The following is a 22,472-nucleotide window of genomic DNA, read 5'->3' as shown; positions in this document are numbered from 1 at the left end:
CACACGCCATACAACAACGGCGTCAGTTTTACGTAAGTATTTGATATTAATCAATTATTCCATTACCTCACGGCAGTTACTCTGTACTACTACGTATTTACAACCGAAAGGAAATATGGATAAAACGACAGCAATCGTGGACAATAGCAAGCGTTACAAAAATACAACAGAAAGCCCGGCATCTTTGGCTTTCAACCAATACTAACCATCATAATCGACCAATCCATCGTCGGAATTCGCGGCTGGCAATTAAGGTTTAGGCCAACTGCGCGCCATCGGCCGCACTTTATGCTTTTGGATTGTTGAACGATTTCTATGAAAAGGAACAGCAAATGAAAAAATCATTGGTGGCCCTGGCATTGTTGGGGGCATTTTCCGCCGCGCATGCTCAGTCGTCGGTAACGATTTACGGCACCCTGGATGCAGGCTTTGCCAAAACAACCAATACCACGCCTGGCGTGTCCAGCCCGACCACCATCGGCAAACGCGACAACAACAAACTGGGTTTCCGTGGCCAGGAAGACCTGGGCAGCGGCCTGAAAGCGCTGTTCCAGTTGGAAATCCGTTTCGAGCCTGACACCGGTACCATCGAAGGCGTGACCCGTCCGCTGTTCCAGGGCCAGAGCCGCGTCGGCCTGCAAGGCGACTTCGGTACCATCCGCCTGGGCCGTGGCCTGACCGCGCTGCAGGAATCGACCGTGGCTTATGAGCCATTTAACGGCTTGCCGAACGTGGCAGGCTTCCAGACCGACCTGCAAGTGGGCGGCTACCGCACGTCGCTGGCCGGCAGCGGCAGTGATCCGCTGGGCCTGGCGGGCAATTCGGGCAACCGCTTTGCCAACGGCGTGTTCTACAACTCGCCTGTCTACAACGGCTTCCAGCTGAACTTCACGTGGGGCACCAAGGAAAACAATGGCGGCCCGGGCGCGGCCATCGTCGGCCGTGGCACGGCAGCGGCGCCGCAATACGCGGCTGGCGCGATGGGTTCGGCCTATCCGTATTCGGTCAGCGCCACCTACACGGAACCAGGTTCCGCACCGCGCTATTCCATCCTGCTGGCCAACGAGCGCAACGCGACCGAAGCCAAGCTGTGGCAGATTGCCGGCTATGTCCGCCCGATGCCGGCGCTGAAACTGATGGCAACCTACAACAAGCAAGACCTGGACAACTTCATCGCGGCCGGCAAGCCTAACCACGAAATGGATTCGTGGGTGGTGGGCCTGAACTACACGATGGGCCCGGGCAAGCTGTTGCTGGGTTATGGCCAGAAAAACCCGGACATGGTGGCCAAGACCAAGCAGGCCTCGATCGGCTATGAATACAGCCTGTCGCCACGTACCTATGTGTACCTGGACCTGTCGAACAAGAAGCTGCCAACCACGGCGACTGCCACCACCGAAATCACGCAAAACCATTATTCGATGGGTATTCACCACAACTTCTGATGGTGTAAGACTGCCACTAGTTGCCTGCAAGCCTCGGACTGGTTCCGGGGCTTTTTTTTGCACTTCCTTTGCCGCACTGTGTCATTTTTGCAACCATGACCGTTCGAGCCACGTGGCTCCCTGTACAACGCGGCGGATAACTGTCATCCTTGCGATCAAGAATAGTACGCACGTACTATTTCAACTCAACTACAAAAGCAATCTCACCGGAGACACTAATGAAGGCCAAGTTACTTGCAGCTGGTATTGCAGCCGTATTCGCCGCGCCTGCCATGGCGCAATCGTCCGTGACCATTTACGGTATCGCCGACGCCGGCATCATGTACGTCAATAACGGCGGTGGCGACTCCAAGACCAAGCTGGTCAGCGGTATCGCCGACGGTTCCCGCCTCGGTTTCCGCGGCACGGAAGACATGGGCGGCGGCTTCAAGGCCATCTTCAACCTGGAAGCCCGCGTCGAACTGGACAACGGCAAGCAACAGACGGGTAACTTGTCCAGCAACCAGACCATGGCGCTGACGGAAGGCTTGAACTACACGCTGCCGGCAGCCGCCGGCGGCGCCGCAACCGCAGCCAAACTGCTGGCCGGCGTACAAGCCGCGCTGAATCCGGCAGTGAACGTCAATATCAACAATGCGCTGTTCGACCGTACGTCGATGGTCGGCCTGGTAACCCCGGCCGGCGCCATCTTGCTGGGCCGCATGTACACGCCAGGCTATGAAGTGCTGGCGGCCGGCGACGTGTTCGAGTCCGGCACGGCAGCGGGTTGGGGCGGCATCGTGGGCGGCACCGGCGGCCTGCTGACGGCCGGCGTGTCGATCCGTTCCGACAAATCGGTCCAGTACCGCATTGAAACGCCGTCCGGCTTCAAGGCTGCGCTGATGTACGGCTTTGAAAAATCCGGCTACGTCGGCATGGACAAGCGCACGTGGGGCGCCAACGCCCGCTACGTGGCCAACGGCTGGGATGTCGGCCTGGGCTACAACTACGGCACCGACCAGGTTGGCGCCAAAGGCCTGGTGACCACCACGCTGGCGGGTTCGTACAGCACCGGCCCATGGAAAGTGTTCGCCGGCGCCCACAAGCAGGAAAACCCGAACTCCGTCATCATCCGCTTCGCCATGGATACGCTGGCGCCGACCTTTGCCGCATTCGGCACCACGCTGGGCCCGATCCTGACGGCCCAGACCACCGCCGCGCTGAAACGCAACTTCAACCTCGATGCGATCAGCTACCAGGCCGGCTTCCACTACAGGATGGGCCAGGGCCGCGTGATGGCGTCCATCGTGCGCCAGGATGACAAGCGCGCCGACGCCAGCGACGCCACCCAGTATGGCCTGGGCTACGACTACAACCTGTCCAAGCGGACCGACGTGTACCTGATCGGCGCCTACATCAAGAATGAAAACGACGGCCAGTATGCGATTGGCGCGGCCAGCGCATCGGGCGGCTTCACGGCCAAGCCGGGCATGTCCAGCAAGGGCGTGCAGATCGGCATGCGTCACCGCTTCTGATCAGTTCTGTGTCTTGAGCGGTCCCCTCCCGCTCACTTCCCGACGGCGCGCCGCCACCCGCGGCGCGCTGCCTCACAGGCGCCCCGGCTTCAAAAATGCCGGAGCGCCTTTTTTGTAGGCTATGTCACCGCAAACCGTGGAAAGTGTCCAATTGCCGCTTTAAGCAGACATTCCGGCGTATCGATGCGATGTGCATCAAGGATGCAGCGCCAGCCCAGGTAGTTCGGCAGGTAGCGCGTGGCGACGCCGTGGAAACGGTGCAGCCAGGCGCGGAAACGGCTGTGGTAGGCGTTGACGTTTTGCAAATGCAGCGCGCCGCGCGTGCGCGCACCGGCGCGCAGGTTGACCGCTTCATGGGTGATCCCGCTCTCGCGGGCAAAGGCGCGGTAGGCGGCGTTGGCATCGGTCACCAGCAGGATGTCGGGATCGAGCGCGGGCCGCAGGCACTGGTGCAAGGCGGTGCGGGTGAGCGCGCCGCGCCCGGTGACGAAGTCGAGCGTGCGGCCATTGCGGTCGCGCGCCACCAGGATGCACACCTGCTCATGTGAAATGCCGCGCCGGCGTGCGTGCCCGCCCCGGCGGCGCGGCGGCCGGTCCAGGTGGCGCGATCCTTTCTGCGATTCCAGCAAGAACATTTCGTCGGCCTCGGCAATGCCATGCAGCAGCGGTGCGCGGTCGGTGCGCGGCAGCGCCAGGAAGCGGTGGCGCCAGCGGAACGTGGTATTGCGGTGCACGCCGAGGCGGCTGGCGGCATGGCGCAGCGAATGCGACGCCAGCATGCCGTCGAGGTAGGCCAGCCACCGTTCCTTATAGTGGAGCCGGGCCAGCGGCGTGCCGGTCAGCGTATTGAAGGTTTTGCCGCACGTGCGGCAGCGGTAGCGCTGCAGGCCGCTTTCGCGGCCGTGCCGGTACCAGCCGGTGCCGGCGCAGCGCGGACAGCACAGTTTTTCCTGCGCCGCCTGGTCCAGCAGCCTGCCCACGTGCTGCCTGGCGTCGGCCTGCCCCAGCCGGACCTGCAGTTGGGCGTATTGCCGTGAAGTCAGTAACGCCAGTTGCGCCAACAGAGATGCGAATGCCTGCGTTTCCATGATCTGTCTCCAGTCCCGGGATGATATTGCTTGGACCGGGAGCGGAAAGCAGAGTTCCACGAAGTTTGCAGACAGCGCCTTTTTGTATGCCGTCTGTCCTGCCGGCTCGGTTAGAATGGGGGTTGCTATTGCCCAGACTATCAATAAAGATGATCACCACCCTGGATTCCGCCGCTGTTGCTCAGTACCTGACCGACCATCCGCACTTCTTTGAAGAACACGCCAGTTTGCTGGGTGAATTTAAACTGTCCAGCCCGCTGACTGGCCGCGCCGTCTCGCTGCAAGAGCGCCAGATGGAAGTCATGCGCGACAAATACAAGGCGCTGGAATTGCGCATGGCCGAACTGGTGCGCCATGCCAATGAAAATGCCGCCATTGCCAACCGTTTCCATGGCTGGACCCAGGCGCTGCTGCAAGTGCGCGACGACGCCGACATGCCGCGCGTGCTGGTCGACAGCCTGAAATCGAATTTCCACGTGCCGCAAGTCACGTTGCGTCTGTGGAATGTCGCTGCCGCGTTTGGCGACAGCTGGTTTACCAGCGGCGTGTCCGACGATGCCCGCATCTTTGCCAACAGCCTGCAAGCGCCGTACTGCGGCAGCAATAACGATTTCGAAGCCGTGCGCTGGCTCGACGATGCGGCGGCAATCCAGTCGACCGTCATCATCCCGCTGCGCAAGCCGGGGACCAAGACCGGCACGTTCGGCCTGCTGATCCTCGGTTCGCCGGATTCCGAACGCTTCACGTCGCTGATGGCCACCGACTTCCTCGTGCACATCGGCGAAACCGCCGGCACGGCGCTGCAACCGCTGCTGGCCTGATGTGATGGACAGCGTGCGCGGCAAGGACGGGTGGCTGGATGCTTACCTGGACTGCCTGCGCACGCAACGCCAGCTGTCGCAGCACACGGTCGACGCGTACCGCCGCGACCTGACGGAATTGCTGGCCCTGTCCGGCGACAAGGCCTGGCCGGCGCTCACGCATGCCGACGTGCGCCGCTATGCCGCGCAATTGCATTCCAAAGACCTCGATCCCCGCTCGATCGCCCGCAAACTGTCCGGCTGGCGCGGCTTTTTCACGTGGCTGAGCGGACAAATTCCGCTGGCCGCCAATCCGGTCGACGGCGTGCGCGCCCCCAAGCGCGGCAAACCGTTGCCCAAGGCGTTGTCGGTGGACGACGCCGTGCACCTGGTGGCCAGCCATGCCCGCACGGCTGCGGCCGGCGATGAGCCCGCCGAACTGTGCAACCGCGCCATGTTTGAATTGCTGTATTCCAGCGGGCTGCGCGTGTCGGAACTGGCGGGCCTGGACGCGGCGCCCTCCAGGGCAGCGCTGGGCTGGCTGGAAGCGGACAACGCCGAAGTCATCGTCACCGGCAAGGGCAACAAGCAGCGCCGCGTGCCGGTGGGCCGCGCCGCGCTCGACGCGATCGCCGCCTGGCTGGCGGTGCGCCCCGCGCCCACCGACGGCTCGAACGCCCTGTTCGTCAGCACGCGCGGCACGCGGATTTCTCCCCGCGTGGTGCAATTGCGCCTGAAAGCCCACGGCCTGAAGGCAGGAACCCCGGCCAATGTGCACCCGCACATGCTGCGCCACTCGTTCGCGTCCCACGTGCTGCAATCGTCGGGCGACTTGCGCGCCGTGCAGGATATGCTGGGCCACGCCAGCATCACATCGACCCAGGTATATACGGCGCTGGATTTCCAGCACCTGTCCAAGGTATACGATGCGGCCCATCCGCGTGCCAAACTTAAATAGTTTTCGAAATTCCGGCATAATCCCCCGATTCCCGGGCCCGCCTGGCGGGCCCCAACCCTTACCGGCACGCTGACGACCATGAACCTGATCCCGACCACCATCCTCACTGGCTTCCTCGGCGCGGGCAAAACCACGCTGTTGAACCGCATCCTGCAGGAAAACCACGGCATGAAGATTGCCGTCATCGAAAACGAATTCGGCCAGGAAAACATCGACAACGAAATCCTCGTCCAGGACAGCAAAGAGCAGATCGTTGAAATGAACAATGGCTGCATCTGCTGCACCGTGCGCGGCGACCTGATCGTCGCCCTGGACAGCCTGGCATCGAAGCGGGAAGCCGGTGAAATCGCCTTCGACCGCGTGGTGATTGAAACCACGGGCCTGGCCAATCCAGGCCCCGTCGCCCAGACTTTCTTTGTCGATGAAAAAGTCGGCGCCGCCTATATGCTGGACGCCGTCGTCACCGTGGTCGACGCGCGCCACGCCATGCAGCAACTGGACGACAATGAGGAAGCGCAGCGCCAGGTGGGCTTTGCCGACAAGCTGCTGCTGTCCAAGACCGACCTGGTGCAGCCAGACGAACTGGAAGCGCTGACGGCCCGCATCAAGCGCATCAATCCCCGCGCGCCGATCACCAAATCCGACTTCGGCAAGGTCGATATCCGGGAAGTGCTGGATTTGAAAGGCTTCAACCTCAATGAAAAGCTGGAAATCGACCCGGATTTCCTCGCCGCGGAAGAACATGAGCACGACCATGACCACGATCATGGGCACTGCGATCACGACCACGAACATGGCGAACATTGCAATCATGCGCACGACCATCACCATTCGCACCATACTGACGAGATAGCGGCATTTGTATTCAAGAGCGACCGTCCGTTCGATAGCGCCAAACTGGACGAATTCCTGGGCGGCCTGATCAACGTGTACGGTCCTCGCATGTTGCGCTACAAAGGCGTATTGTTCATGGAAGGGGCTGATCGGAAGGTAGTTTTCCAGGGCGTGCACCAGATTATGGGCAGCGACCTGGGCGCAAAATGGGGTCCAAACGACACTCGTGGCAGCAAAATGGTGTTTATTGGCAAAAATCTACCAAAAGACGTATTTGTTCGCGGTTTGGAACAATGTTTGGTATAAACTAACCGGGTTTTGTGGGGTGCCGGTTAGCAATTAACGTGCCGGTACAGTTGTTGGCAAGGCCGCATCAACTGAAATTTGAAAACTTGTCGTATCGAAGGTAAGCGAAGTGATGACTAAAACTAATAAAACCCCTGCCGCCAGCGAAGAACGTATCCTCACCGAAGAAGAAATTCTGAAGATGAGCGACGCCGACTACATGAACCCGGCGCAAATGGCGTTCTTCAAGGCCAAGTTGCAGGCATTGGAGAAAGAGTTGCTGAAGAATGCCGGCGAAACGACCGAACACTTGCGCGAAACCGTGCTGGTGCCCGATCCGGCTGACCGTGCGACCATCGAGGAAGAACATGCACTGGAATTGCGTACGCGCGACCGCGAACGCAAACTGCTGAAGAAAGTGCAACAGTCCATCGTGGCCATCGACAATAACGAGTATGGCTATTGCGAAGAAACGGGCGAGCCTATCGGCATTCCCCGCCTGATCGCACGCCCGACCGCTACCCTGTCGCTGGAAGCACAGCAGCGCCGCGAACTGAAGCAAAAGCTGTACGGCGACTGACCGCCGCCACAGCGTCACCGTTCCCCGGCCTCGCGCCGGACTGGGACCTACTCACCAAAAAAAAGCATGCGGACCGCGTGCTTTTTTTGTTTCTGCGTACGGCAAGACACAGAATAAGCTTGCTCCTGGGCTACACTAGCAGACACTAAGCGAGGGGCAAAGTGGGACTGTTTTCACTATTCAAAAAAGGCAAGGATGCCGCCACTGCCGACAGCGATGACGCTGCCGCACGGCTGGCTGCCGACAGTGAAATGCAGCGCCAGCAAGCCCATGCCAAGCTGCAGCGCGACCTGGCCCGCGCCACGGCGCTGAAGATCGACGCCATCGAAGCGGCCATGGAAGCGGATATCTTCAACGATGCCGAACCCGCCTGGGCGCCGCCACCCCGCCCCCGCCTGCCCGACACGGATACCGACAATCCCGCCACGCTGCCGCTGCTGGACGCTCCCACCACCTTGCTGCTGGCCGACGATGAAATGCCGGTCCCGGCGCCCGCCGCCGCCAGCGCGCCAGCCATCGATGAAAGCGCGATCCTGTACGCCAATGGCCAGGCCGACGTAGCCGGCCATGTGCTGGCAGGCGCCATTGCCGAGGCCGCCGGCGAAGGCGCGCAGCAAGACCGCACGGCCTGGTGGCTGCTGTTCGACCTGTACCAGGCCACGGGGCAGCAGGATGCGTTCGACAACCTGTCGATCGATTACGCCAGCTTGTTTGAAACGTCGCCGCCGCCATGGCGCGACATGCTGCCGGCCGCCGCGCACGTGGAACCCGCCTACAGTGGCGTGACGCCCACCCATATTTTCAGCGCGACGCTCGATGCGCGCAGCGAGCCTGCGCTGGCCCAGTGGCGCAGCCAGGCCGGCGACGCGCCGGTATTGCGCCTGGATTTCAGCCGCATCGCGGCCTGCGACGATGCGGGTTGCGCCGTGCTGCTGGAACACTTGCAGGCGCTGGTGGCGGCCAGACGCGAACTGATCGTGGTGGCGGCGGACGAACTGGTGAAATTGCTGCGCTCGTGCACCTGCGTGGGCCGCAAGGAAGATGGCGCCGCCACCTGGCTGCTGTTGCTGGAATTGCTGCAATTGCTGAACCGCGAAAAAGAATTCGAAGAAACCAGCATGGATTACTGCGTGACCTTCGAAGTATCGCCGCCCTCCTTCACCGCCCCGTACAAGGTGGAGACGGCGGCGCGGCAACTCCTGTCCGCCGCGTCCGACCGTTTCATGCTGCCGCCTGTCATCGAGGGCAATGTGGCGCCGCTGCTGGCCGCCGTCACCGCCTATGCGGAACAGTACGACGCGCTGGTGTTCGATTGCACGCACCTGGCGCGCATGGACTTTGCTGCCGCCGGCCAGTTGCTGTCGCACCTGCAAAGCCTGGCCCAACGCGAACCGCCGGAAGCGGGACAACAGCGGGAACGCCGGCGCGTGGAGTTTCGCGAAGTCAACCACCTGGTGGCGGCGCTGATGCGGCTGTTGGGCTACACTGGTCTGGGACGCATCTTCGCCCACAAATATTAGCTGCCGTTGTTGTTGTGCATTAAGTGTCTTGCAATTTCCTGCTTAAACCCCATTTGGGCGGCTGGCGCGCAAATCGATACGGTATTCGTGCGCCCTTACTTTGAGGTCTACAATGGAACAATTTCACGGCACCACCATCCTGAGCGTGCGCCGCGGCAATCAGGTTGCGCTGGGCGGCGATGGCCAGGTTACGCTGGGCAATATCGTCATGAAGGGCTCCGCGCGCAAAGTGCGCAAGCTGTACCAGGGCAAAGTGTTGTGCGGCTTTGCCGGCGGCACCGCCGACGCTTTCACCCTGCTGGACCGCTTCGAAGCGAAGCTGGAAAAACACCAGGGTAACTTGCTGCGCGCCTCCGTCGAACTGGCCAAGGACTGGCGCACCGACCGCGTGCTGCGCCGCCTGGAAGCCATGCTGCTGGTGGCCGACGCGCAATCGACCCTGGTCATCACGGGCAATGGCGACGTGCTGGAACCGGAAGATGGCATCGGCGCCATCGGTTCCGGCGGCACCTATGCACAATCGGCCGCCAAGGCGCTGCAGGAAAACACGGACCTGAGCCCCGCCGACATCGTGAAAAAATCGCTGACCATCGCCGGCGAACTGTGCATCTATACCAATCTGTCGCACATCATTGAAACGCTGGACGGAACCGCATCATGAACATGACCCCACAAGAAATCGTCGGCGAACTGGACAAACACGTGGTCGGCCAGGGCAAAGCCAAGCGCGCCGTCGCCATTGCCCTGCGCAACCGCTGGCGCCGCCAGCAGGTGGCCGAACCGCTGCGCCATGAAATCACGCCGAAAAACATCCTCATGATCGGCCCGACCGGCGTCGGCAAGACGGAAATCGCGCGCCGCCTGGCCAAACTGGCCGATGCGCCCTTCATCAAGATCGAAGCCACCAAATTCACCGAAGTCGGTTACGTGGGCCGCGACGTCGACACCATCATCCGCGACTTGATCGACATCGGCGTCAAGCAGACGCGCCAGTCGGAAATGGCGAAAGTGCGGGCCCGCGCGGAAGACGCCGCGGAAGACCGCGTGCTCGACATCCTGTTGCCGCCGCCGCGCGACTTCGGTTTTGCCGCCGCCAACAGCGACGACAAGCCGGACACCACGCGCCAGACGTTCCGCAAGCGCCTGCGCCAGGGCGAGCTGGACGACAAGGAAATCGAGATCGAACTGGCGGACAGCCTGCCGCAAATGGAAATCATGGCCCCGCCCGGCATGGAAGAAATGACGGAGCAGATCAAGTCGATGTTTTCCGGCATGGGCGGTGCGCGCAAGAAGTCGCGCAAGGTCAAGATCAAGGAAGCCATGAAGATCTTGCTGGACGAGGAAGCCGCCAAGCTGGTCAACGAAGACGAGATGAAGCAAAAGGCGATTCAAAACGTCGAGCAGAACGGCATCGTGTTCCTCGATGAGATCGACAAGATCGCATCCCGTTCCGAAGTGGGCGGCGCCGACGTGTCGCGCGCCGGCGTACAGCGCGACTTGCTGCCGCTGGTGGAAGGCACCACTGTCAACACCAAGTACGGCATGATCCGCACCGACCACATCCTGTTCATCGCATCGGGCGCGTTCCACCTGGCGAAACCATCGGATTTGATCCCGGAATTGCAGGGCCGCTTCCCGATCCGCGTGGAACTGGAATCGCTGTCGATCGCCGACTTCGAACGCATCCTGACCAGTACCGACGCGTGCCTGACCAAGCAATACCAGGCGCTGCTGGCAACCGAAGACATCGTGGTGGAATTCACGCCGGAAGGCATCACGCGCCTGGCGGAAATCTCTTACCAGGTCAACGAGCGCACGGAAAACATCGGTGCACGCCGCCTGTACACGGTGATGGAAAAGCTGCTGGAAGAAATTTCGTACTCGGCCACCGAGACCACGGAAAAGACGCTGACCATCGACGCGGCCTACGTCAATGCGCGCCTCGATGCGCTGGCCGTCAACGAAGACTTGTCGCGCTACGTGCTGTAAGCGGGACGACGGGGCGCAGGTCATGGCAAATAAGGCATTGGCGACGCGGCAAAAGATGCAATTCCGCGTCACGCCCTCCAAACCCCGCAATCCCTATGCGGCGCTGGCCAAGAACAGGTCGGCCGGCCCGCATGTCAAAAGCCAGTCGGCACAGCGCCAGGCCGCCAAGGTGGCGCTGAAAAAAGCCGACCCGGAAAAACCCGAAGAATAATCCCCGGAATACGGACTCATATTGCGTAGGGCGGTTTCGCGCCAGCGAAGCCGCCATTGCGCGCGGGCCTGGTACTGTAAGCGCCGGTGGCGGCGCATGCATGGCGGCTTTGCTATCGCAAAACCGCCCTACGGGACATGGCCGCTGGCCGTATCGAACGTCGTAGCCTTCCGTGTTGTTTACTGCCGCGGTGGCGGCATTGCACCGCCACCCGTCATCGGGGTTTGCGGTGGCGGCATGTTTTGCGGGACCGGCATCGGCGGCGCCGGCTGCATGGCCGGTGGCGTAGCTGGCGCTGGAGCCTGCGACGGCAGCGGCGGCAGCATGGCGGCCGCACCGCCACCGGACGATGGCGCATCCGCCGGCAAATCGATCCGTTTCGGTATGCCGCCCTCGCTGAGCATCACGTGGCGCGGCGCCACTTCCTGCACTTTCACGCCGGGCGCCACTTCCGCGCCCACCGGATACGCTTTCGGCGGCTGGCCATCGGCGGCAATGATGGCCACGCTGTGGCGGCCATTGATGGCGGCCACCACGCCCTTCAGCTGGTAATTGCTGGCCACGGCCACCGCGACGTCGCCGCCGAACAAGCCCTTGGCCGCTTCGATCGATGGGACCAAAGGCGCCTGGTGCACCACGGCGGCGATCGGTCGCTGCTGTTCTTTGAACAGCTGCATCCCCCAGTAAGCCATCGAAGCCGACAACGCGGCAATGGCGCCAAACGTGGCGGCAGTCACAGGTACAGGCAAACGCTTCATAAACTCTTCCCGGCGCGGCTCAGCGCACCAGCTGGTTGATTTCAATAATAGGCATCAGCACCGCGAGCACGATCAGCAGCACCACCACGCCCATGGCCAGGATCAGCGCCGGCTCCAGCAGGCCGGCAATGCGCAACGTGCGGCGCTCCAGGTCCGCTTCCTGCGCGCTTGCCGCCCGTTCCAGCATGGCCGGCAATTCCCCCGTGATTTCGCCCGCGCGGATCATGTGGATCAGCATGGGCGGGAACAGCTTTTGCGCCGACAGCGCCCGCGCCAGGCTCACGCCTTCGCGCACCGCATCGGCCGCCTCGTCCACCAGGTGCTGCATGGCCACGTTGTTCAGCGTATCGCGGCTGGTCTGCAGCGCGCGCAGGATCGGCACGCCGGAACCGGTGGTGATCGCCAGCGTGCTGGCAAAACGCGCCGTGTTCAGGCTGCGCTCGAAGCGTCCATACAAGGGCGCCGTCAGCAGCCACGTGTGCCAGCGGGTTTTCAGCGCCGGATTTTCCAGCGCGCGGCGCCAGGCGAACCACGCGCCGACCAGCAGTATCGCCACCACCACGCCATAGGCGCGCACAAAGTCCGACACGGCCAGCATGATGACGGTCAGCAGCGGCAGCTTTTGCTTGGTGTTGGCGAATACGGACACGATCTGCGGCACCACGTAGGTCAGCAGGAAAATCACGATGGAAAACGCCACCACCGTGACGATGGCCGGATAGGTGAACGCCAGCTTGACCTTGTCGATCAGCGCATTGCGGCGCTCGATGTAATCGGCCAGCCGCGACAGCACGCGCGACAGATGGCCGATCTGTTCACCCGACGCCACCAGTGCGCGGTAAATTTCCTGGAAGTCGCGCGGATGGCGCGACAGCACGTCCGACAGCGCGGCGCCGCCGATGATCTCGGAACGGATCGATGCGATCAGGTCGCGCACGTACGGGCGCTCGGCCTGTTCCAGCAGCGCCGTGAACGATTGCTCCAGCGGCAGCCCGGCTTCCAGCAGACTGGCCAATTGGCGCGTGAACAGCGCCAGTTCCGTCGACGACAGCTTTTCACCGAAGCCGCTCCGGCGCGTCGCCTTGCCGCTGGCGTCCACCTGCGCGGCAATCGCGTCGACTTTTAACGGCGTCAATCCCTGCGAACGCAGGTCGGCGCGGGCGGCGCGGGGACTGTCGGCATTGACCACGCCTTTTTTGGTGGAGCCGCCCGCATCGACGGCTTCATAGCGAAACGCTGGCATGCTTGGTCCTTAATCCTTGGCCACGCGCAGCAATTCCGCGCGCGTGGTGATGCCGGCCTTCAGCCAGCGCTCGCCATCTTCGCGCATGGTCACCATGCCGTCGGCCTGCGCCGCGGTGCGGATCGACGCTTCGGAAGCCTGGTCGTGGATTTGCGCATTGATTTGCGGCGTGGTCTGCAACAGCTCATAAATACCGACCCGGCCGTGGTAGCCCGTGTTGCCGCACGCTTCGCAGCCCACCGCATGCCACTCGCCCTGCTCGTCCACGCGCTTGCATTCGACGCACAGCTTGCGCACCAGCCGCTGCGCCAGCACGCCCAGCAGCGACGACGACAGCAGGAAGGGTTCGATGCCCATGTCCAGCAAACGGGTGACGGCGGCGGCCGAATCGTTGGTGTGCAAGGTCGCCAGCACCAGGTGGCCCGTCAGCGACGCCTGCACGGCGATCTGCGCGGTTTCCAGGTCGCGGATCTCGCCGATCATGATGACGTCGGGATCCTGGCGCAGGATGGCCCGCAGCGCCTTCGCAAATGTCATGTCGATCTTCGCGTTGACCTGGGTTTGGCCCACGCCGTGCAAGTCATATTCGACCGGGTCTTCCACCGTCATGATGTTGGTGGTGGACGCGTTCAGCATCGACAGCGCCGCATACAGCGTGGTGGTTTTACCGGAACCGGTGGGTCCCGTGACCAGCACGATGCCGTGCGGCTGGTTGATCAGCTTGTCGAACTGCGCCAGCATGTCGCCGCTCATGCCCAGGTGATTCAGGTCGAGGCGGCCCGCTTCCTTGTCCAGCAAACGCAGCACGGCCCGCTCGCCATGGCCGGTCGGCAGGGTCGACACCCGCACGTCGACCGGCTTGCCGCCCACGCGCAACGTGATGCGGCCATCCTGCGGCAATCGCTTTTCCGCGATGTCCAGCTGCGCCATGATCTTGATACGGGAAATCAGCGAACCGTGGATCGCCTTGCGGGGACGCACGATGTCGCGCAGCGCGCCGTCGACGCGGAAGCGCACCACGGACGTCTGCTCGAACGGTTCGATGTGGATGTCCGATGCGCCTTCGCGCAGCGCCTGCGTCAGCAGCGCATTGATCATGCGGATCACGGGCGCGTCGTCGGACGATTCCAGCAAGTCTTCAATGGCCGGGACATCCTGCAGCAACTTGGTCAAATCCAGGTCCGCATCGAATTCATCGGCCACCTGCGACGCATCGTTGCCGCCACCCGCATAGGCCGCCGCAATCGCTTCTTCCAGGTCGGCGCGGCCCATGTGCTTCAGGTTGATGCGGCCAAAGCGCCGCGACACTTCCGCTATCGCGGCCGGCGTCGTTGCGCCGGACACGAACACATCGACCGCCGGGCCATCCGATGGCTTGGCCAGCACCGCGTAATCGCGGGCGAAAGCGTAGGGCAACAGGTTGCTCATTGCTTTTCCGCCGGAGCAGGTGCGATCGGCGTCACGGGACGCGCCAGCTGGCCCACGCCCGGCGCCGGCTGGCCATTGATCAGCTGTGGCAGCATCGGCTGGCCCAGGTCCTTCAACAGGATCGTGTCGTCGGGCTTGACGGCTTGCTGGGTGGCGCGCATGTAGTCATAGCGGTCGGCCGCCAGTTCGTTGTTCTGGTCGCGGCTGCGCATCACCACCGGACGCAGGAACACCATCAGGTTGGTTTTCTTGCGCTGGCGCTTCTGGTACTTGAACAGGTTGCCCAACACGGGAATGTCGGCCAGGCCGCGCACCTTGTCCGCGCTGTCGTTGGCATCGTCGGAAATCAGGCCGCCCAGCACGATCACCTGGCCATCGTCGGCAATCACGTTGGTTTCAATCACGCGCGTCTTCAGGATGATGCCGGAAGTCGAGCTGACGGAATCGTCGATGCTGGAACTCTCGTTATAAATCGCCAGCTTGATGGTGCCGCCTTCGGAAATCTGCGGACGCACTTTCAGGGTCAGGCCCACGTCCTTGCGGTCGATGGTCTGGAATGGATTCGAGTTGGTGCCGGACGTGGTGGTGAACTGGCCGGTCAGGATCGGCACGTTCTGGCCGACGCGGATCTGCGCGACTTCATTGTCCAGGGTGACCATGTTCGGCGTCGACAGGATGTTGGTGCCGCCATCGGTTTCCAGCGCATGCGCCACGGCGCCCAGGCCCAGCGCGCCGCTGGCCAGTTGCTTGAACACGCCGATCGTCAGGCCGTTACCCACCGACGGGGTGCCGGCCGCCATGCCCTTGTAAATATTGGCGAGGTTGTTGGAACCGTTGCTCAGCGATTGCAGGCCGCCCACGCGGTACGTGCTGTTTTCATTGCCGGTCGCGCCCACCCACTGCACGCCGAATTCCGACACCTTGTCGGACGCCACTTCGACCACCAGCGATTCGATGTACACCTGCGCGCGGCGCACGTCGAGCTGGTCGATGACGGCGCGCAGGTTGCGGTAGACGGATTCCGGCGCCGTGATGATCAGCGTGTTGGTCGATGCGTCGGCCTGGATAAAGCCGCCCGCGCCGCCCGCGTTCAATTGCTGGCCGCTGCTGCTGCCGGCATTGAGCAGCGGGTTGGTCGAGCCCGTGCCGGCCGGGTTCATACCGCCCTGCTGTTGCTGGCCGCCCGCCAGGCTGCCGCCGCTCTGGCCCTGGCCCAGGCTCGAGTTCGAGCCGGAACCGCCCAGCGCCGCGCCGGTGACCGAGCTGTCGCCCGACACCACGGCGCGCAGGGTTTGCGCCAGCTTGGTGGCTTCCGCGTTTTTCAGGTACACCACGTGCACATTGCCCAGTTGCTGCGTGGGCTGATCCAGCTTGGCAATCAGCGACTTGGCCAGGTTGGCGCGCGCTGCCGACGGTGCGCGCAGCACCAGCGAATTGGTGCGGGGATCGGCCAGCACGGAGACGCGGCCAGAATCACCGCCACCGCCCGCGCCGGGTTCCAGCAGCTTGTTCATCATCGTGGCCAGGTCGCTGGCGATCGCGTAACGCACCGGGATAACGTCCACGTCCACGTGCGACGGCGCATCCAGCGCGGCCACGATCTTGCCCAGGCGTTTCAGGTTGTCCGCGTAATCCGTCACCACCAGCGTGTTGTTGCCGGGGTTGGCGTTGATGGTGTTGTTCGGCGTGATCAGCGGGCGCAGCACCGTCACCAGGTTGGCGGCCGATTCGTAATTGAGCTGGAATACCTGCGTGGCGATCTGGTCGCCCTTCAGCGTCGAGCCGCCCACCTGGGTCGGCGTGGCTTGCAGCTTCGCTTCCGCTTCCGGCACCACTTTCGCGTAACCGTCGCCGCTGACGATGGCGAAGCCTTGCAGGCGCAGCGCGGACGTCAGCAGGGCAAAGGCCTGGCTCTTGGTCAGCGGACCTTCCGACACGAGGGTCAGCTGGCCCTTGACGCGCGGGTCGATCAGGAACGTGATGTTGGTGTAGTGGCCGACCGCCTTGATGACGGCTTCGATATCGGCGCCGACAAAATTCAGGACGGTGTCATCGCCGGCGGCCGCCCATGCCGGGGGTTGACTGGTCACCATCGCGCAGCACAGCAAAGCTGCAGCACCGATGCGGCGCAACTGGAAATTCGATTTGTTCACAGACTGTTTTTTCATTATCTGAACTCTAAAGCGATGATGTTTTTGCCGTCATTGGTAGGACGGCGCTGGCCCAGCAAATTCAACAAATTGCCCAGCGACTGCTCGTAGCCGTCGGCGGCCTGGGCTTGCCCTGAAAACTGCAGGCGGCCGTTGTTCAGGCTGCCTTTCCCGCTCAACAGCAGCGGGCCCTTCACGGAATTCAAATCCAGTTGCGCCTGCTGGCCGCGCCAGTCCAGCGCCAGCTGGTAACTGCCAAGCGGCTTGATGGGCGACAGCTTGGACGACATGTCCGTCATTTCCAGCGTGGTGCGGCCATTGATCGCGACGGTCTGGTCTTGCGCGGCCAGTTCCAGCGCGCTCCACGACAGGCGCATCACACCGGATGGCGCCAGGGTATTCAACGGTGCGCCCAGCCCGGCCAGGCCATCGGCAGGCAACAGCAGCGCGGACGGGCTCAATTGCCACTGCTTCCAACTGCCCCGGAAATTCACCGGTTGCGCCAGCGCTTCCGGATTGCCCAACTCCAGGTCGACCATGCCGAACACCACCAGCGGCGACAGCTTCCACGTGAAGCGCCCCGGCAGCAACGGCGTCACGGCGCCGCCGCTGCTGGCCGCGCCGCCAATGAAGGCGGAACCGCGCCACAGCGTACCCTGCGCATCGCCCAAGGTCAAACGGCCGCCAGTCTGCTTTTCCACCATCCCCGCCATCCACGTGGCGGGGAAGAACAGCAATACCGTGACCAGCGCGCCCAGCAGCGCGGCCAGCAGCCATAAGCCCAGACGTTTCACTGCGCCGCTCCCGCTGCGCGCTGCTGCAACGTGAAGGTCGCATCAACCATACCCGGCGTCGCCGTGGCCGTGATGTTGGCGTCCTGCACGGCAATCGCGTCCGTCCGGCGCTGCGTATCGAGCCAGGTGGCGATGGCGGCAAACGGCGCGCCTTTCAATTCCAGTTTGACATAGTCGCCCGTGATGGCCAGCGATTGCGCCTTCAAGCCGGTGGCGGCCAGGCTGGCGTTCAACGTGTCGTTACTGAGGCGGTTGGGCTGAATCGGCGTACGCGCCTTGTATTCCATCGCGGTGCGGCCCAGCGCCTGCAATTCGGCAGCCTGCTGTCGCTGCACCGGCAAGTCCTTGCGCAATTTCGCGCGGCCTTCCAGTGCCGGGTCGATCAATACGCCATAAAACAGGCCCAGGCCCACCACCACGCCGCCAATGGTCAGCATGCGGCGCTCCTGCTCCGTGCGCTCTTGCCAGAACGCTTGCGCAGTCGCCTGCAGCTTCTGCATTTTTGCAGTGAATTCGCTCACGATTTACCTCCAGCCATGCGAATTTGCCAGGCCCCGCCGTCCACTTCCGACAGCGCCAGGTTGCGCTGCGCCAGCAGCGTTTTCACCTGGCCCACCGCGCCGGCGTCGACCGTATTGGGTTTGAGTTTGACGGTCAGCACGCGGTCCTTGTAGCCGAGCCCCGCGACCACGTCGCGCTTGCCGGTGGCGGCCAGTACTTCGCCCAGCGCGGCCGCCAGCGCCGTGAATTCGTCCGCCACCATTTCACCGCTGCTGGCTTTGGCCTGCGCGATATTCCTGCGCATTTGCGCCACCGGATCGAGCATGGCTTCCTGTGGATACGCGGCGCGGAACGTCTGTTCCATGCCCTTGCGGATATCGGCCGACTCGCGCTTCAGGCGCAGCCATTCGATATTCAGCCCCGCGACGTTGACGGCCACGGCCAGCACCGCCAGCACGGCAGGCCAGCGCCAGCGGCGCCATGCGCGCGCCTGCGTGCCTGTCGCCATGCCGGCGGCCAGGTCCGGCCCCGCCGTGCGGGCGGCTGCCACCCAGTGCGTCCAATTGTCGTGCTCCACCGAGACGCCCACCATGTTGGCGGCCACCGGCTGGTATTGCGGCGCCAGCGCGGCCGGCAGGTACACGGTCAGCGGCGCTTCGCCCGCCAGCGCGCGCAGCGTATGCAGCGCCGCTTCCGGTTCCGGCGCCACCGTCAGGCCCAGGCCCGCATGGTGGCCCGTGCGCAGGGTCAGTTCCAGGCCCGCATCGTCCAGCGCAATGGCGGCCGACGCGCCGCCCGGTTGCAGCGGCAGGCACAGTTGCGCCGGCACGGCCGACACCGAATGCGCGCCCTGCGCCACCAGCGCCTTGACCAGCACTTCCAGCCACGCACGCTGCACCACGGCCACCGTGCGTTCGCCTTCCGGTTCGTCCGGGCCCGGCAATGCCAGCGCCAGGATGCAGTCGGCGGGATCGCCCAGCAACTGGTCTTCCACCAGCGCCGGCAAGGCTGCTTTAAGGCGCGCGGCGGACAGCGGCGGCGTTTTCACGCGCAGCAGGGTGACGTCGGCGGCGGCCAGCAACAGCACCACGCGGCGCGCGGAAGCCACCAGCTCGGCCATGTTGCCCAGCGCGGAAGCGCCCTGCTGCATGACATTGCCGCTGTCGCCCAGCAGCGCGAAGTGGCACTGCTGGATGGCGCCACTGTCGGCCGCGGCCCGGGCAGGATACCGGATGTATAGCGTCGTCAAAGCATCTCTCTTTCGTTATTTCTTTTCAGTTTTCCCTGATCCACACCACATTGGCGCTCTTGCCGCCGCGCTTGACCAGCGCTTCCGCATCCAGCGCCGCCCTGCCCAGGCGGATGTGGCTCTCCACCAGGAAGTAGTTGCTCATGACGCCGTAGGGGACTTTGACACCGCGGCCGGCGCCGATGTAAGTCGTGAAACCCTGCTTGTCGTAGAACGGCGTGCGCTTGCGGTACTGCACCAGATTGGCCGCTTCCGACACGGAAAAATTGTCGATCATGGCCGCCAGCAATTCCGGCGCCGCCATGTTGACATTGATTTCCGTGTATTCCTGCTCCGGCGGCAGCACGATCACGAAGGGGCGCAGCTTTTCCACCGCATCCTGCGAAAAACCCGCCACGGCCAGCAAGTCTTCCACCCGCTGCGGCGGCAGCGGTTCGCGTCCATCCATCGCGAGCGCCGTCGACGGCGGCTTTTGTCCGCCACCACCGCCCGGCGGGTTGGCCGGCGGCGCTTCGACTTTCGGCGCCTGGCCGCGCGCCACTTCTTCCGCCACGCCCTTGGCCAGCGTACCGTTCAGGCGCAAGCCTTCCAGCAAGCGCTGGAATACCCGCAACTGGTCCGGATTGATGTCGCGGTTCCTGGCCAAATTGCCAAGATTGTATCGCGACTGCGCATCCATAATCCGCCCCGACAGGGTGGCATCGTATTTTTCGTTGTCATTGCGCTCGCGCTCCACGTAATCGTCGAGCCGCGTTTCCGCCAGCGCCGTGGCCCACACGCTGGTTTCCGCCGTCACCTTGCTGTCGACCGCATCTTGCTGCAGGATCAGCCGCGCCCAATCCAGCGCGCCGCGCAAGATCCAGCGCGTCTGCAAGTGCATACGCTGGTTTTCAATCGAACGCACCTGCACCTGCTGTTGCCAGAACAGGCTGGCCACGATGGTGACTGCCAGTGTCGTCAACAGCAGCGCCGTGACGATGGCCACGCCGCGCTGGCGCACCCGCGAACGTAATGGTGCATGGCGGCGTGTCACTGCGCCCCCACCATGAAGAATTTCACGAGGCTTTGCTGCGGGCTTTCACCCTGGCTTTGCAATTGCAGCGTCCACTCGATGCCCGTAAAACCCGTCTGTTGCAGCGGCGCCTGCGGCGCGGCCACGGCGCCGGGGCCGCCGGTGAGGCCTGCGCCGGTGCCGGCATTGGCCGGCACCGGCGCAGGCTGCCAGCCGCCCGCTTCCCACACGCGCGACGTCATTTTCGCCACGCCGTTTTGCAGCGCCACGGCCGGCGCGGGCCCGGTATCGGCCAGCGCCGCCTGCCACAACATGTCGAGCTGGCGCAGGTCGCGCGTGGCGACGGATTCCTTGCGGATCAACACGCTGTCGCGGATGCGGTACGACACGGTTTGCACCCGGCTCGGTTCTCCTTCGGCCAGCACATTGCGGATGAACACCATGCTGGTTTCGTCGGCCACCAGGCGCGGACGATCGCCGATCACGGTCTTGTCGGATAATTGTTCGAGGTCGTTTTGCAGCTGGGCGAACGCCAGCTGCGCGCCGCGGGTCTGGTCCATCTGCGCCGTCAGCGCCTGGCGCGAACGGACGATGCCATCCAATCCCCGCCAGCTCATCACGGCAATAAAGGCCAGGATGGTAATCGCCACCAGCAATTCCACCAGCGTGAAGCCATGCGGCCTGTCCTGTACTGGCCGCATCATCATTCCTGCAGCACCAGCTGGACCAGCTTGATGATCAGCCGCTCCGGCTGGTTCTGGTCATAGACACTGACTTCCACGCGGCGCAGGCGCGGGTTCGGCGTGGCGATGACGTCTTCCATGCAGGTCAGCTTCAAGTCTCCCTGCGGACAGTCGAAATTGCTTTTCCCCAGCGGCGGGAAGCGCTTGGCCAGCCGCACTTCGACCAGCCGGTTTTCCGCCGACCACGTTGCCATCATGGTGGCGCGCAAGCCATCGCTGTTTTGCGTCAGGCTGCCGATCGCGCGCAGCGACGCGCCCAGCGCGGTGCCGACGATCATCAGCGCAACCAGCACTTCCAGCAGGGTGAAGCCAGGGGAACGATGGGATTGAATGCGGCGCATGGCTTATTCCACCGTGAAATGGCCGATGCCATCGGCATGGATGGCGACGGAGACGTCGCCGTTGACCATGGTCAGCGTGAACGGACGGTCGACCGGTTCGCGGCCGAAGACCACGCGCAGCTTGTCGCCGGGAACCGTCGAGGCGGGGTCCAGCAACAGGGACACGGGAGCGTTCTTGAAAGGGCGCTCGCGCAGCAAATCGTCCTGCGTTACCGGTTCCCACACGCGCTGTTCGCCGCGCACGAAGAAACGGTACGCCTCGGAGTCTGCTTCGAACGCCACCGGACGGTTGCGCACGATGGCTTCGTCGCGCGCCAGTTGCAGCAGCATAGCGATGCGCTGCGCTTCCTGCTGCATGCCCTGGCGCCGGCTGGGCGCCATGTTGACCGAGACCACCCCCAGCAAGATGCCGAGGATGACCAGCACTACCAGCAGCTCGATCAGCGTGAAGCCGCGCTGGCGGCTGGCAGCAAACATGGCAGCCCGGTCCGGAACAGCTTAGTTGTCCCAGGAACCGATGTCGGCGTCGTCGCCCGTGCCGCCAGCCTGGCCATCGGCGCCAAACGAGAACACGTCGATTTCACCGCGCACGCCCGGCGCCAGGTACTGGTAAGGGTTGCCCCACGGGTCTTTCGGCATCTTTTCCAGGTAGCCGCCGGCTTTCCAGCCATTGGCTGCCGGACCGGTGGTCGGCTTTTCCATCAGCGCCTTCAGGCCCTGCTCCGTGGTCGGATAGCGCTGGTTGTCCAGCTTGTACAGCTTCAGCGACTGCACGATGTTGGCGATGTCGACCTTGGCGGCCGCGACTTTCGCCTCGCCGGTACGGTTAAGCAGCTTGGGCACCACCAGCGCAGCCAGCACGCCCATGATGACGACCACCACCATGATTTCAATCAGGGTGAAACCGCGTGCGCGGCGTTGGGAAATCACTTTCTGCATGAAAACCTGTCCAAATAGCTAATTTAACAATGGGGTCCTGAAGTATAAGCGCTAAGCGCCTGCCAGCATAGCTGCATTGCAGCGGAAGTG

Annotated in this window: 23 protein-coding genes; 10 read left to right on the top strand and 13 right to left on the bottom strand. The window is 63.3% G+C overall.

The annotated features are described in order from the left end of the window. Window positions 1–332 precede the first annotated feature (332 nt). Together GJ700_RS28975 and GJ700_RS28970 are read left to right on the top strand one after the other, a co-directional pair. Complete coding sequence (locus tag GJ700_RS28975) at window positions 333–1,445, top strand: porin (RefSeq protein ID WP_154380591.1); 1,113 nt, start codon at window positions 333–335, stop codon at window positions 1,443–1,445. Window positions 1,446–1,663: 218 nt separating this feature from the next. After that, window positions 1,664–2,959, top strand: a complete 1,296-nt coding sequence (locus GJ700_RS28970; protein WP_154380588.1) for a porin — start codon at window positions 1,664–1,666, stop codon at window positions 2,957–2,959. A 119-nt stretch (window positions 2,960–3,078) separates the two neighbouring features. On the opposite strand, the gene GJ700_RS28965 is transcribed toward GJ700_RS28970, so the two are convergent. Then, on the bottom strand, window positions 3,079–4,047 hold the full coding sequence (locus tag GJ700_RS28965; protein ID WP_154380586.1) for an IS1595 family transposase: 969 nt from the start codon (window positions 4,045–4,047) through the stop codon (window positions 3,079–3,081). Between the two features lie 149 nt (window positions 4,048–4,196). Here GJ700_RS28965 and GJ700_RS28960 point away from each other — a divergent pair, with 149 nt between their 5' ends. The 8 genes from GJ700_RS28960 to GJ700_RS28925 all read left to right on the top strand — a co-directional run bounded on the left by GJ700_RS28960 (window position 4,197) and on the right by GJ700_RS28925 (window position 11,224). Beyond that, entirely contained in the window at window positions 4,197–4,868 is a 672-nt protein-coding gene (locus GJ700_RS28960; protein WP_154380584.1) for a DUF484 family protein, read from the top strand. Window positions 4,869–4,872: 4 nt separating this feature from the next. Then, window positions 4,873–5,805, top strand: coding sequence for a tyrosine recombinase XerC (locus GJ700_RS28955; RefSeq protein WP_154380581.1), 933 nt, complete (start codon window positions 4,873–4,875; stop codon window positions 5,803–5,805). Window positions 5,806–5,883: 78 nt separating this feature from the next. Further along, window positions 5,884–6,945 carry a CobW family GTP-binding protein gene (locus GJ700_RS28950; RefSeq protein ID WP_154380579.1) on the top strand — a complete coding sequence of 354 codons (1,062 nt, stop codon included), beginning with the start codon at window positions 5,884–5,886 and terminating at the stop codon, window positions 6,943–6,945. 112 nt (window positions 6,946–7,057) lie between these two features. Next, on the top strand, window positions 7,058–7,504 hold the full coding sequence (dksA, locus tag GJ700_RS28945; protein ID WP_154380577.1) for an RNA polymerase-binding protein DksA: 447 nt from the start codon (window positions 7,058–7,060) through the stop codon (window positions 7,502–7,504). Between the two features lie 161 nt (window positions 7,505–7,665). Beyond that, window positions 7,666–9,024, top strand: coding sequence for a hypothetical protein (locus GJ700_RS28940; RefSeq protein ID WP_371868186.1), 1,359 nt, complete (start codon window positions 7,666–7,668; stop codon window positions 9,022–9,024). Window positions 9,025–9,136: 112 nt separating this feature from the next. Then, window positions 9,137–9,685, top strand: a complete 549-nt coding sequence (gene hslV / locus GJ700_RS28935) for an ATP-dependent protease subunit HslV (RefSeq protein WP_154380575.1) — start codon at window positions 9,137–9,139, stop codon at window positions 9,683–9,685. Next, the gene (gene hslU, locus GJ700_RS28930) at window positions 9,682–11,013 is read left to right on the top strand and encodes an ATP-dependent protease ATPase subunit HslU (RefSeq protein WP_195764044.1); all 1,332 of its coding nucleotides are present in this window, start codon (window positions 9,682–9,684) and stop codon (window positions 11,011–11,013) included. The genes hslV and hslU overlap by 4 nt, the downstream gene beginning before the upstream one ends. A gap of 22 nt (window positions 11,014–11,035) precedes the next feature. Continuing rightward, window positions 11,036–11,224 (top strand): hypothetical protein, encoded by a 189-nt coding sequence (locus GJ700_RS28925; protein ID WP_154380573.1) that lies wholly within the window; start codon window positions 11,036–11,038, stop codon window positions 11,222–11,224. A gap of 179 nt (window positions 11,225–11,403) precedes the next feature. On the opposite strand, the gene GJ700_RS28920 is transcribed toward GJ700_RS28925, so the two are convergent. The 12 genes from GJ700_RS28920 to gspG are packed head-to-tail and all read right to left on the bottom strand — an operon-like array spanning window position 11,404 to window position 22,382. Then, complete coding sequence (locus GJ700_RS28920) at window positions 11,404–11,982, bottom strand: type II secretion system protein N (RefSeq protein ID WP_229507311.1); 579 nt, start codon at window positions 11,980–11,982, stop codon at window positions 11,404–11,406. 19 nt (window positions 11,983–12,001) lie between these two features. Continuing rightward, window positions 12,002–13,225: a type II secretion system inner membrane protein GspF gene (gene gspF, locus GJ700_RS28915; protein WP_154380571.1), complete on the bottom strand. Its 1,224-nt coding sequence runs from the start codon at window positions 13,223–13,225 to the stop codon at window positions 12,002–12,004. A 9-nt stretch (window positions 13,226–13,234) separates the two neighbouring features. Beyond that, complete coding sequence (gspE, locus tag GJ700_RS28910; RefSeq protein ID WP_154380569.1) at window positions 13,235–14,653, bottom strand: type II secretion system ATPase GspE; 1,419 nt, start codon at window positions 14,651–14,653, stop codon at window positions 13,235–13,237. Then, window positions 14,650–16,821, bottom strand: a complete 2,172-nt coding sequence (gspD, locus tag GJ700_RS28905) for a type II secretion system secretin GspD (RefSeq protein WP_154380567.1) — start codon at window positions 16,819–16,821, stop codon at window positions 14,650–14,652. The genes gspE and gspD overlap by 4 nt, the downstream gene beginning before the upstream one ends. Continuing rightward, window positions 16,821–17,597, bottom strand: a complete 777-nt coding sequence (gene gspN, locus GJ700_RS28900) for a type II secretion system protein N (protein ID WP_371868185.1) — start codon at window positions 17,595–17,597, stop codon at window positions 16,821–16,823. The genes gspD and gspN overlap by 1 nt, the downstream gene beginning before the upstream one ends. Then, complete coding sequence (locus GJ700_RS28895) at window positions 17,594–18,118, bottom strand: type II secretion system protein M (protein WP_371868184.1); 525 nt, start codon at window positions 18,116–18,118, stop codon at window positions 17,594–17,596. The genes gspN and GJ700_RS28895 overlap by 4 nt, the downstream gene beginning before the upstream one ends. After that, window positions 18,115–19,347: a type II secretion system protein GspL gene (gene gspL / locus GJ700_RS28890; protein WP_154380565.1), complete on the bottom strand. Its 1,233-nt coding sequence runs from the start codon at window positions 19,345–19,347 to the stop codon at window positions 18,115–18,117. Before gspL ends, GJ700_RS28895 begins: the two co-directional genes overlap by 4 nt. 25 nt (window positions 19,348–19,372) lie before the next feature. Beyond that, window positions 19,373–20,380 carry a type II secretion system minor pseudopilin GspK gene (gene gspK, locus GJ700_RS28885; RefSeq protein WP_371868183.1) on the bottom strand — a complete coding sequence of 336 codons (1,008 nt, stop codon included), beginning with the start codon at window positions 20,378–20,380 and terminating at the stop codon, window positions 19,373–19,375. Continuing rightward, complete coding sequence (locus GJ700_RS28880) at window positions 20,377–21,066, bottom strand: PulJ/GspJ family protein (RefSeq protein WP_154380563.1); 690 nt, start codon at window positions 21,064–21,066, stop codon at window positions 20,377–20,379. Before GJ700_RS28880 ends, gspK begins: the two co-directional genes overlap by 4 nt. Beyond that, window positions 21,063–21,443, bottom strand: a complete 381-nt coding sequence (gspI, locus tag GJ700_RS28875; protein WP_154380561.1) for a type II secretion system minor pseudopilin GspI — start codon at window positions 21,441–21,443, stop codon at window positions 21,063–21,065. Before gspI ends, GJ700_RS28880 begins: the two co-directional genes overlap by 4 nt. A gap of 3 nt (window positions 21,444–21,446) precedes the next feature. Next, complete coding sequence (gene gspH / locus GJ700_RS28870) at window positions 21,447–21,920, bottom strand: type II secretion system minor pseudopilin GspH (protein ID WP_154380559.1); 474 nt, start codon at window positions 21,918–21,920, stop codon at window positions 21,447–21,449. Between the two features lie 21 nt (window positions 21,921–21,941). Next, window positions 21,942–22,382, bottom strand: coding sequence for a type II secretion system major pseudopilin GspG (gspG, locus tag GJ700_RS28865; protein ID WP_154380557.1), 441 nt, complete (start codon window positions 22,380–22,382; stop codon window positions 21,942–21,944). Between the last annotated feature and the right edge of the window lie 90 nt (window positions 22,383–22,472).

Origin of the sequence: Pseudoduganella rivuli, from assembly GCF_009674485.1 — a bacterium.
GTDB lineage: Bacteria > Pseudomonadota > Gammaproteobacteria > Burkholderiales > Burkholderiaceae_D > Rugamonas > Rugamonas rivuli_B.
The sequence above is the reverse complement of the archived record's forward strand: the minus strand, read 5'-3'. Positions and strand labels throughout refer to the sequence as shown.

Coding starts and splice junctions, on each gene's coding strand:
- GJ700_RS28955 (WP_154380581.1), top strand. CDS start 4,873: ATGGACAGCGTGCGCGGCAAGGACGGGTGGCTGGATGCTTACCTGGAC.
- gspD (WP_154380567.1), bottom strand. CDS start 16,821: ATGAAAAAACAGTCTGTGAACAAATCGAATTTCCAGTTGCGCCGCATC.
- GJ700_RS28925 (WP_154380573.1), top strand. CDS start 11,036: ATGGCAAATAAGGCATTGGCGACGCGGCAAAAGATGCAATTCCGCGTC.
- GJ700_RS28965 (WP_154380586.1), bottom strand. CDS start 4,047: ATGGAAACGCAGGCATTCGCATCTCTGTTGGCGCAACTGGCGTTACTG.
- GJ700_RS28975 (WP_154380591.1), top strand. CDS start 333: ATGAAAAAATCATTGGTGGCCCTGGCATTGTTGGGGGCATTTTCCGCC.
- GJ700_RS28950 (WP_154380579.1), top strand. CDS start 5,884: ATGAACCTGATCCCGACCACCATCCTCACTGGCTTCCTCGGCGCGGGC.
- gspI (WP_154380561.1), bottom strand. CDS start 21,443: ATGCGCCGCATTCAATCCCATCGTTCCCCTGGCTTCACCCTGCTGGAA.
- gspE (WP_154380569.1), bottom strand. CDS start 14,653: ATGAGCAACCTGTTGCCCTACGCTTTCGCCCGCGATTACGCGGTGCTG.
- hslU (WP_195764044.1), top strand. CDS start 9,682: ATGAACATGACCCCACAAGAAATCGTCGGCGAACTGGACAAACACGTG.
- GJ700_RS28970 (WP_154380588.1), top strand. CDS start 1,664: ATGAAGGCCAAGTTACTTGCAGCTGGTATTGCAGCCGTATTCGCCGCG.
- hslV (WP_154380575.1), top strand. CDS start 9,137: ATGGAACAATTTCACGGCACCACCATCCTGAGCGTGCGCCGCGGCAAT.
- gspG (WP_154380557.1), bottom strand. CDS start 22,382: ATGCAGAAAGTGATTTCCCAACGCCGCGCACGCGGTTTCACCCTGATT.
- GJ700_RS28880 (WP_154380563.1), bottom strand. CDS start 21,066: ATGATGATGCGGCCAGTACAGGACAGGCCGCATGGCTTCACGCTGGTG.
- gspH (WP_154380559.1), bottom strand. CDS start 21,920: ATGTTTGCTGCCAGCCGCCAGCGCGGCTTCACGCTGATCGAGCTGCTG.
- GJ700_RS28920 (WP_229507311.1), bottom strand. CDS start 11,982: ATGAAGCGTTTGCCTGTACCTGTGACTGCCGCCACGTTTGGCGCCATT.
- gspF (WP_154380571.1), bottom strand. CDS start 13,225: ATGCCAGCGTTTCGCTATGAAGCCGTCGATGCGGGCGGCTCCACCAAA.
- dksA (WP_154380577.1), top strand. CDS start 7,058: ATGACTAAAACTAATAAAACCCCTGCCGCCAGCGAAGAACGTATCCTC.
- GJ700_RS28960 (WP_154380584.1), top strand. CDS start 4,197: ATGATCACCACCCTGGATTCCGCCGCTGTTGCTCAGTACCTGACCGAC.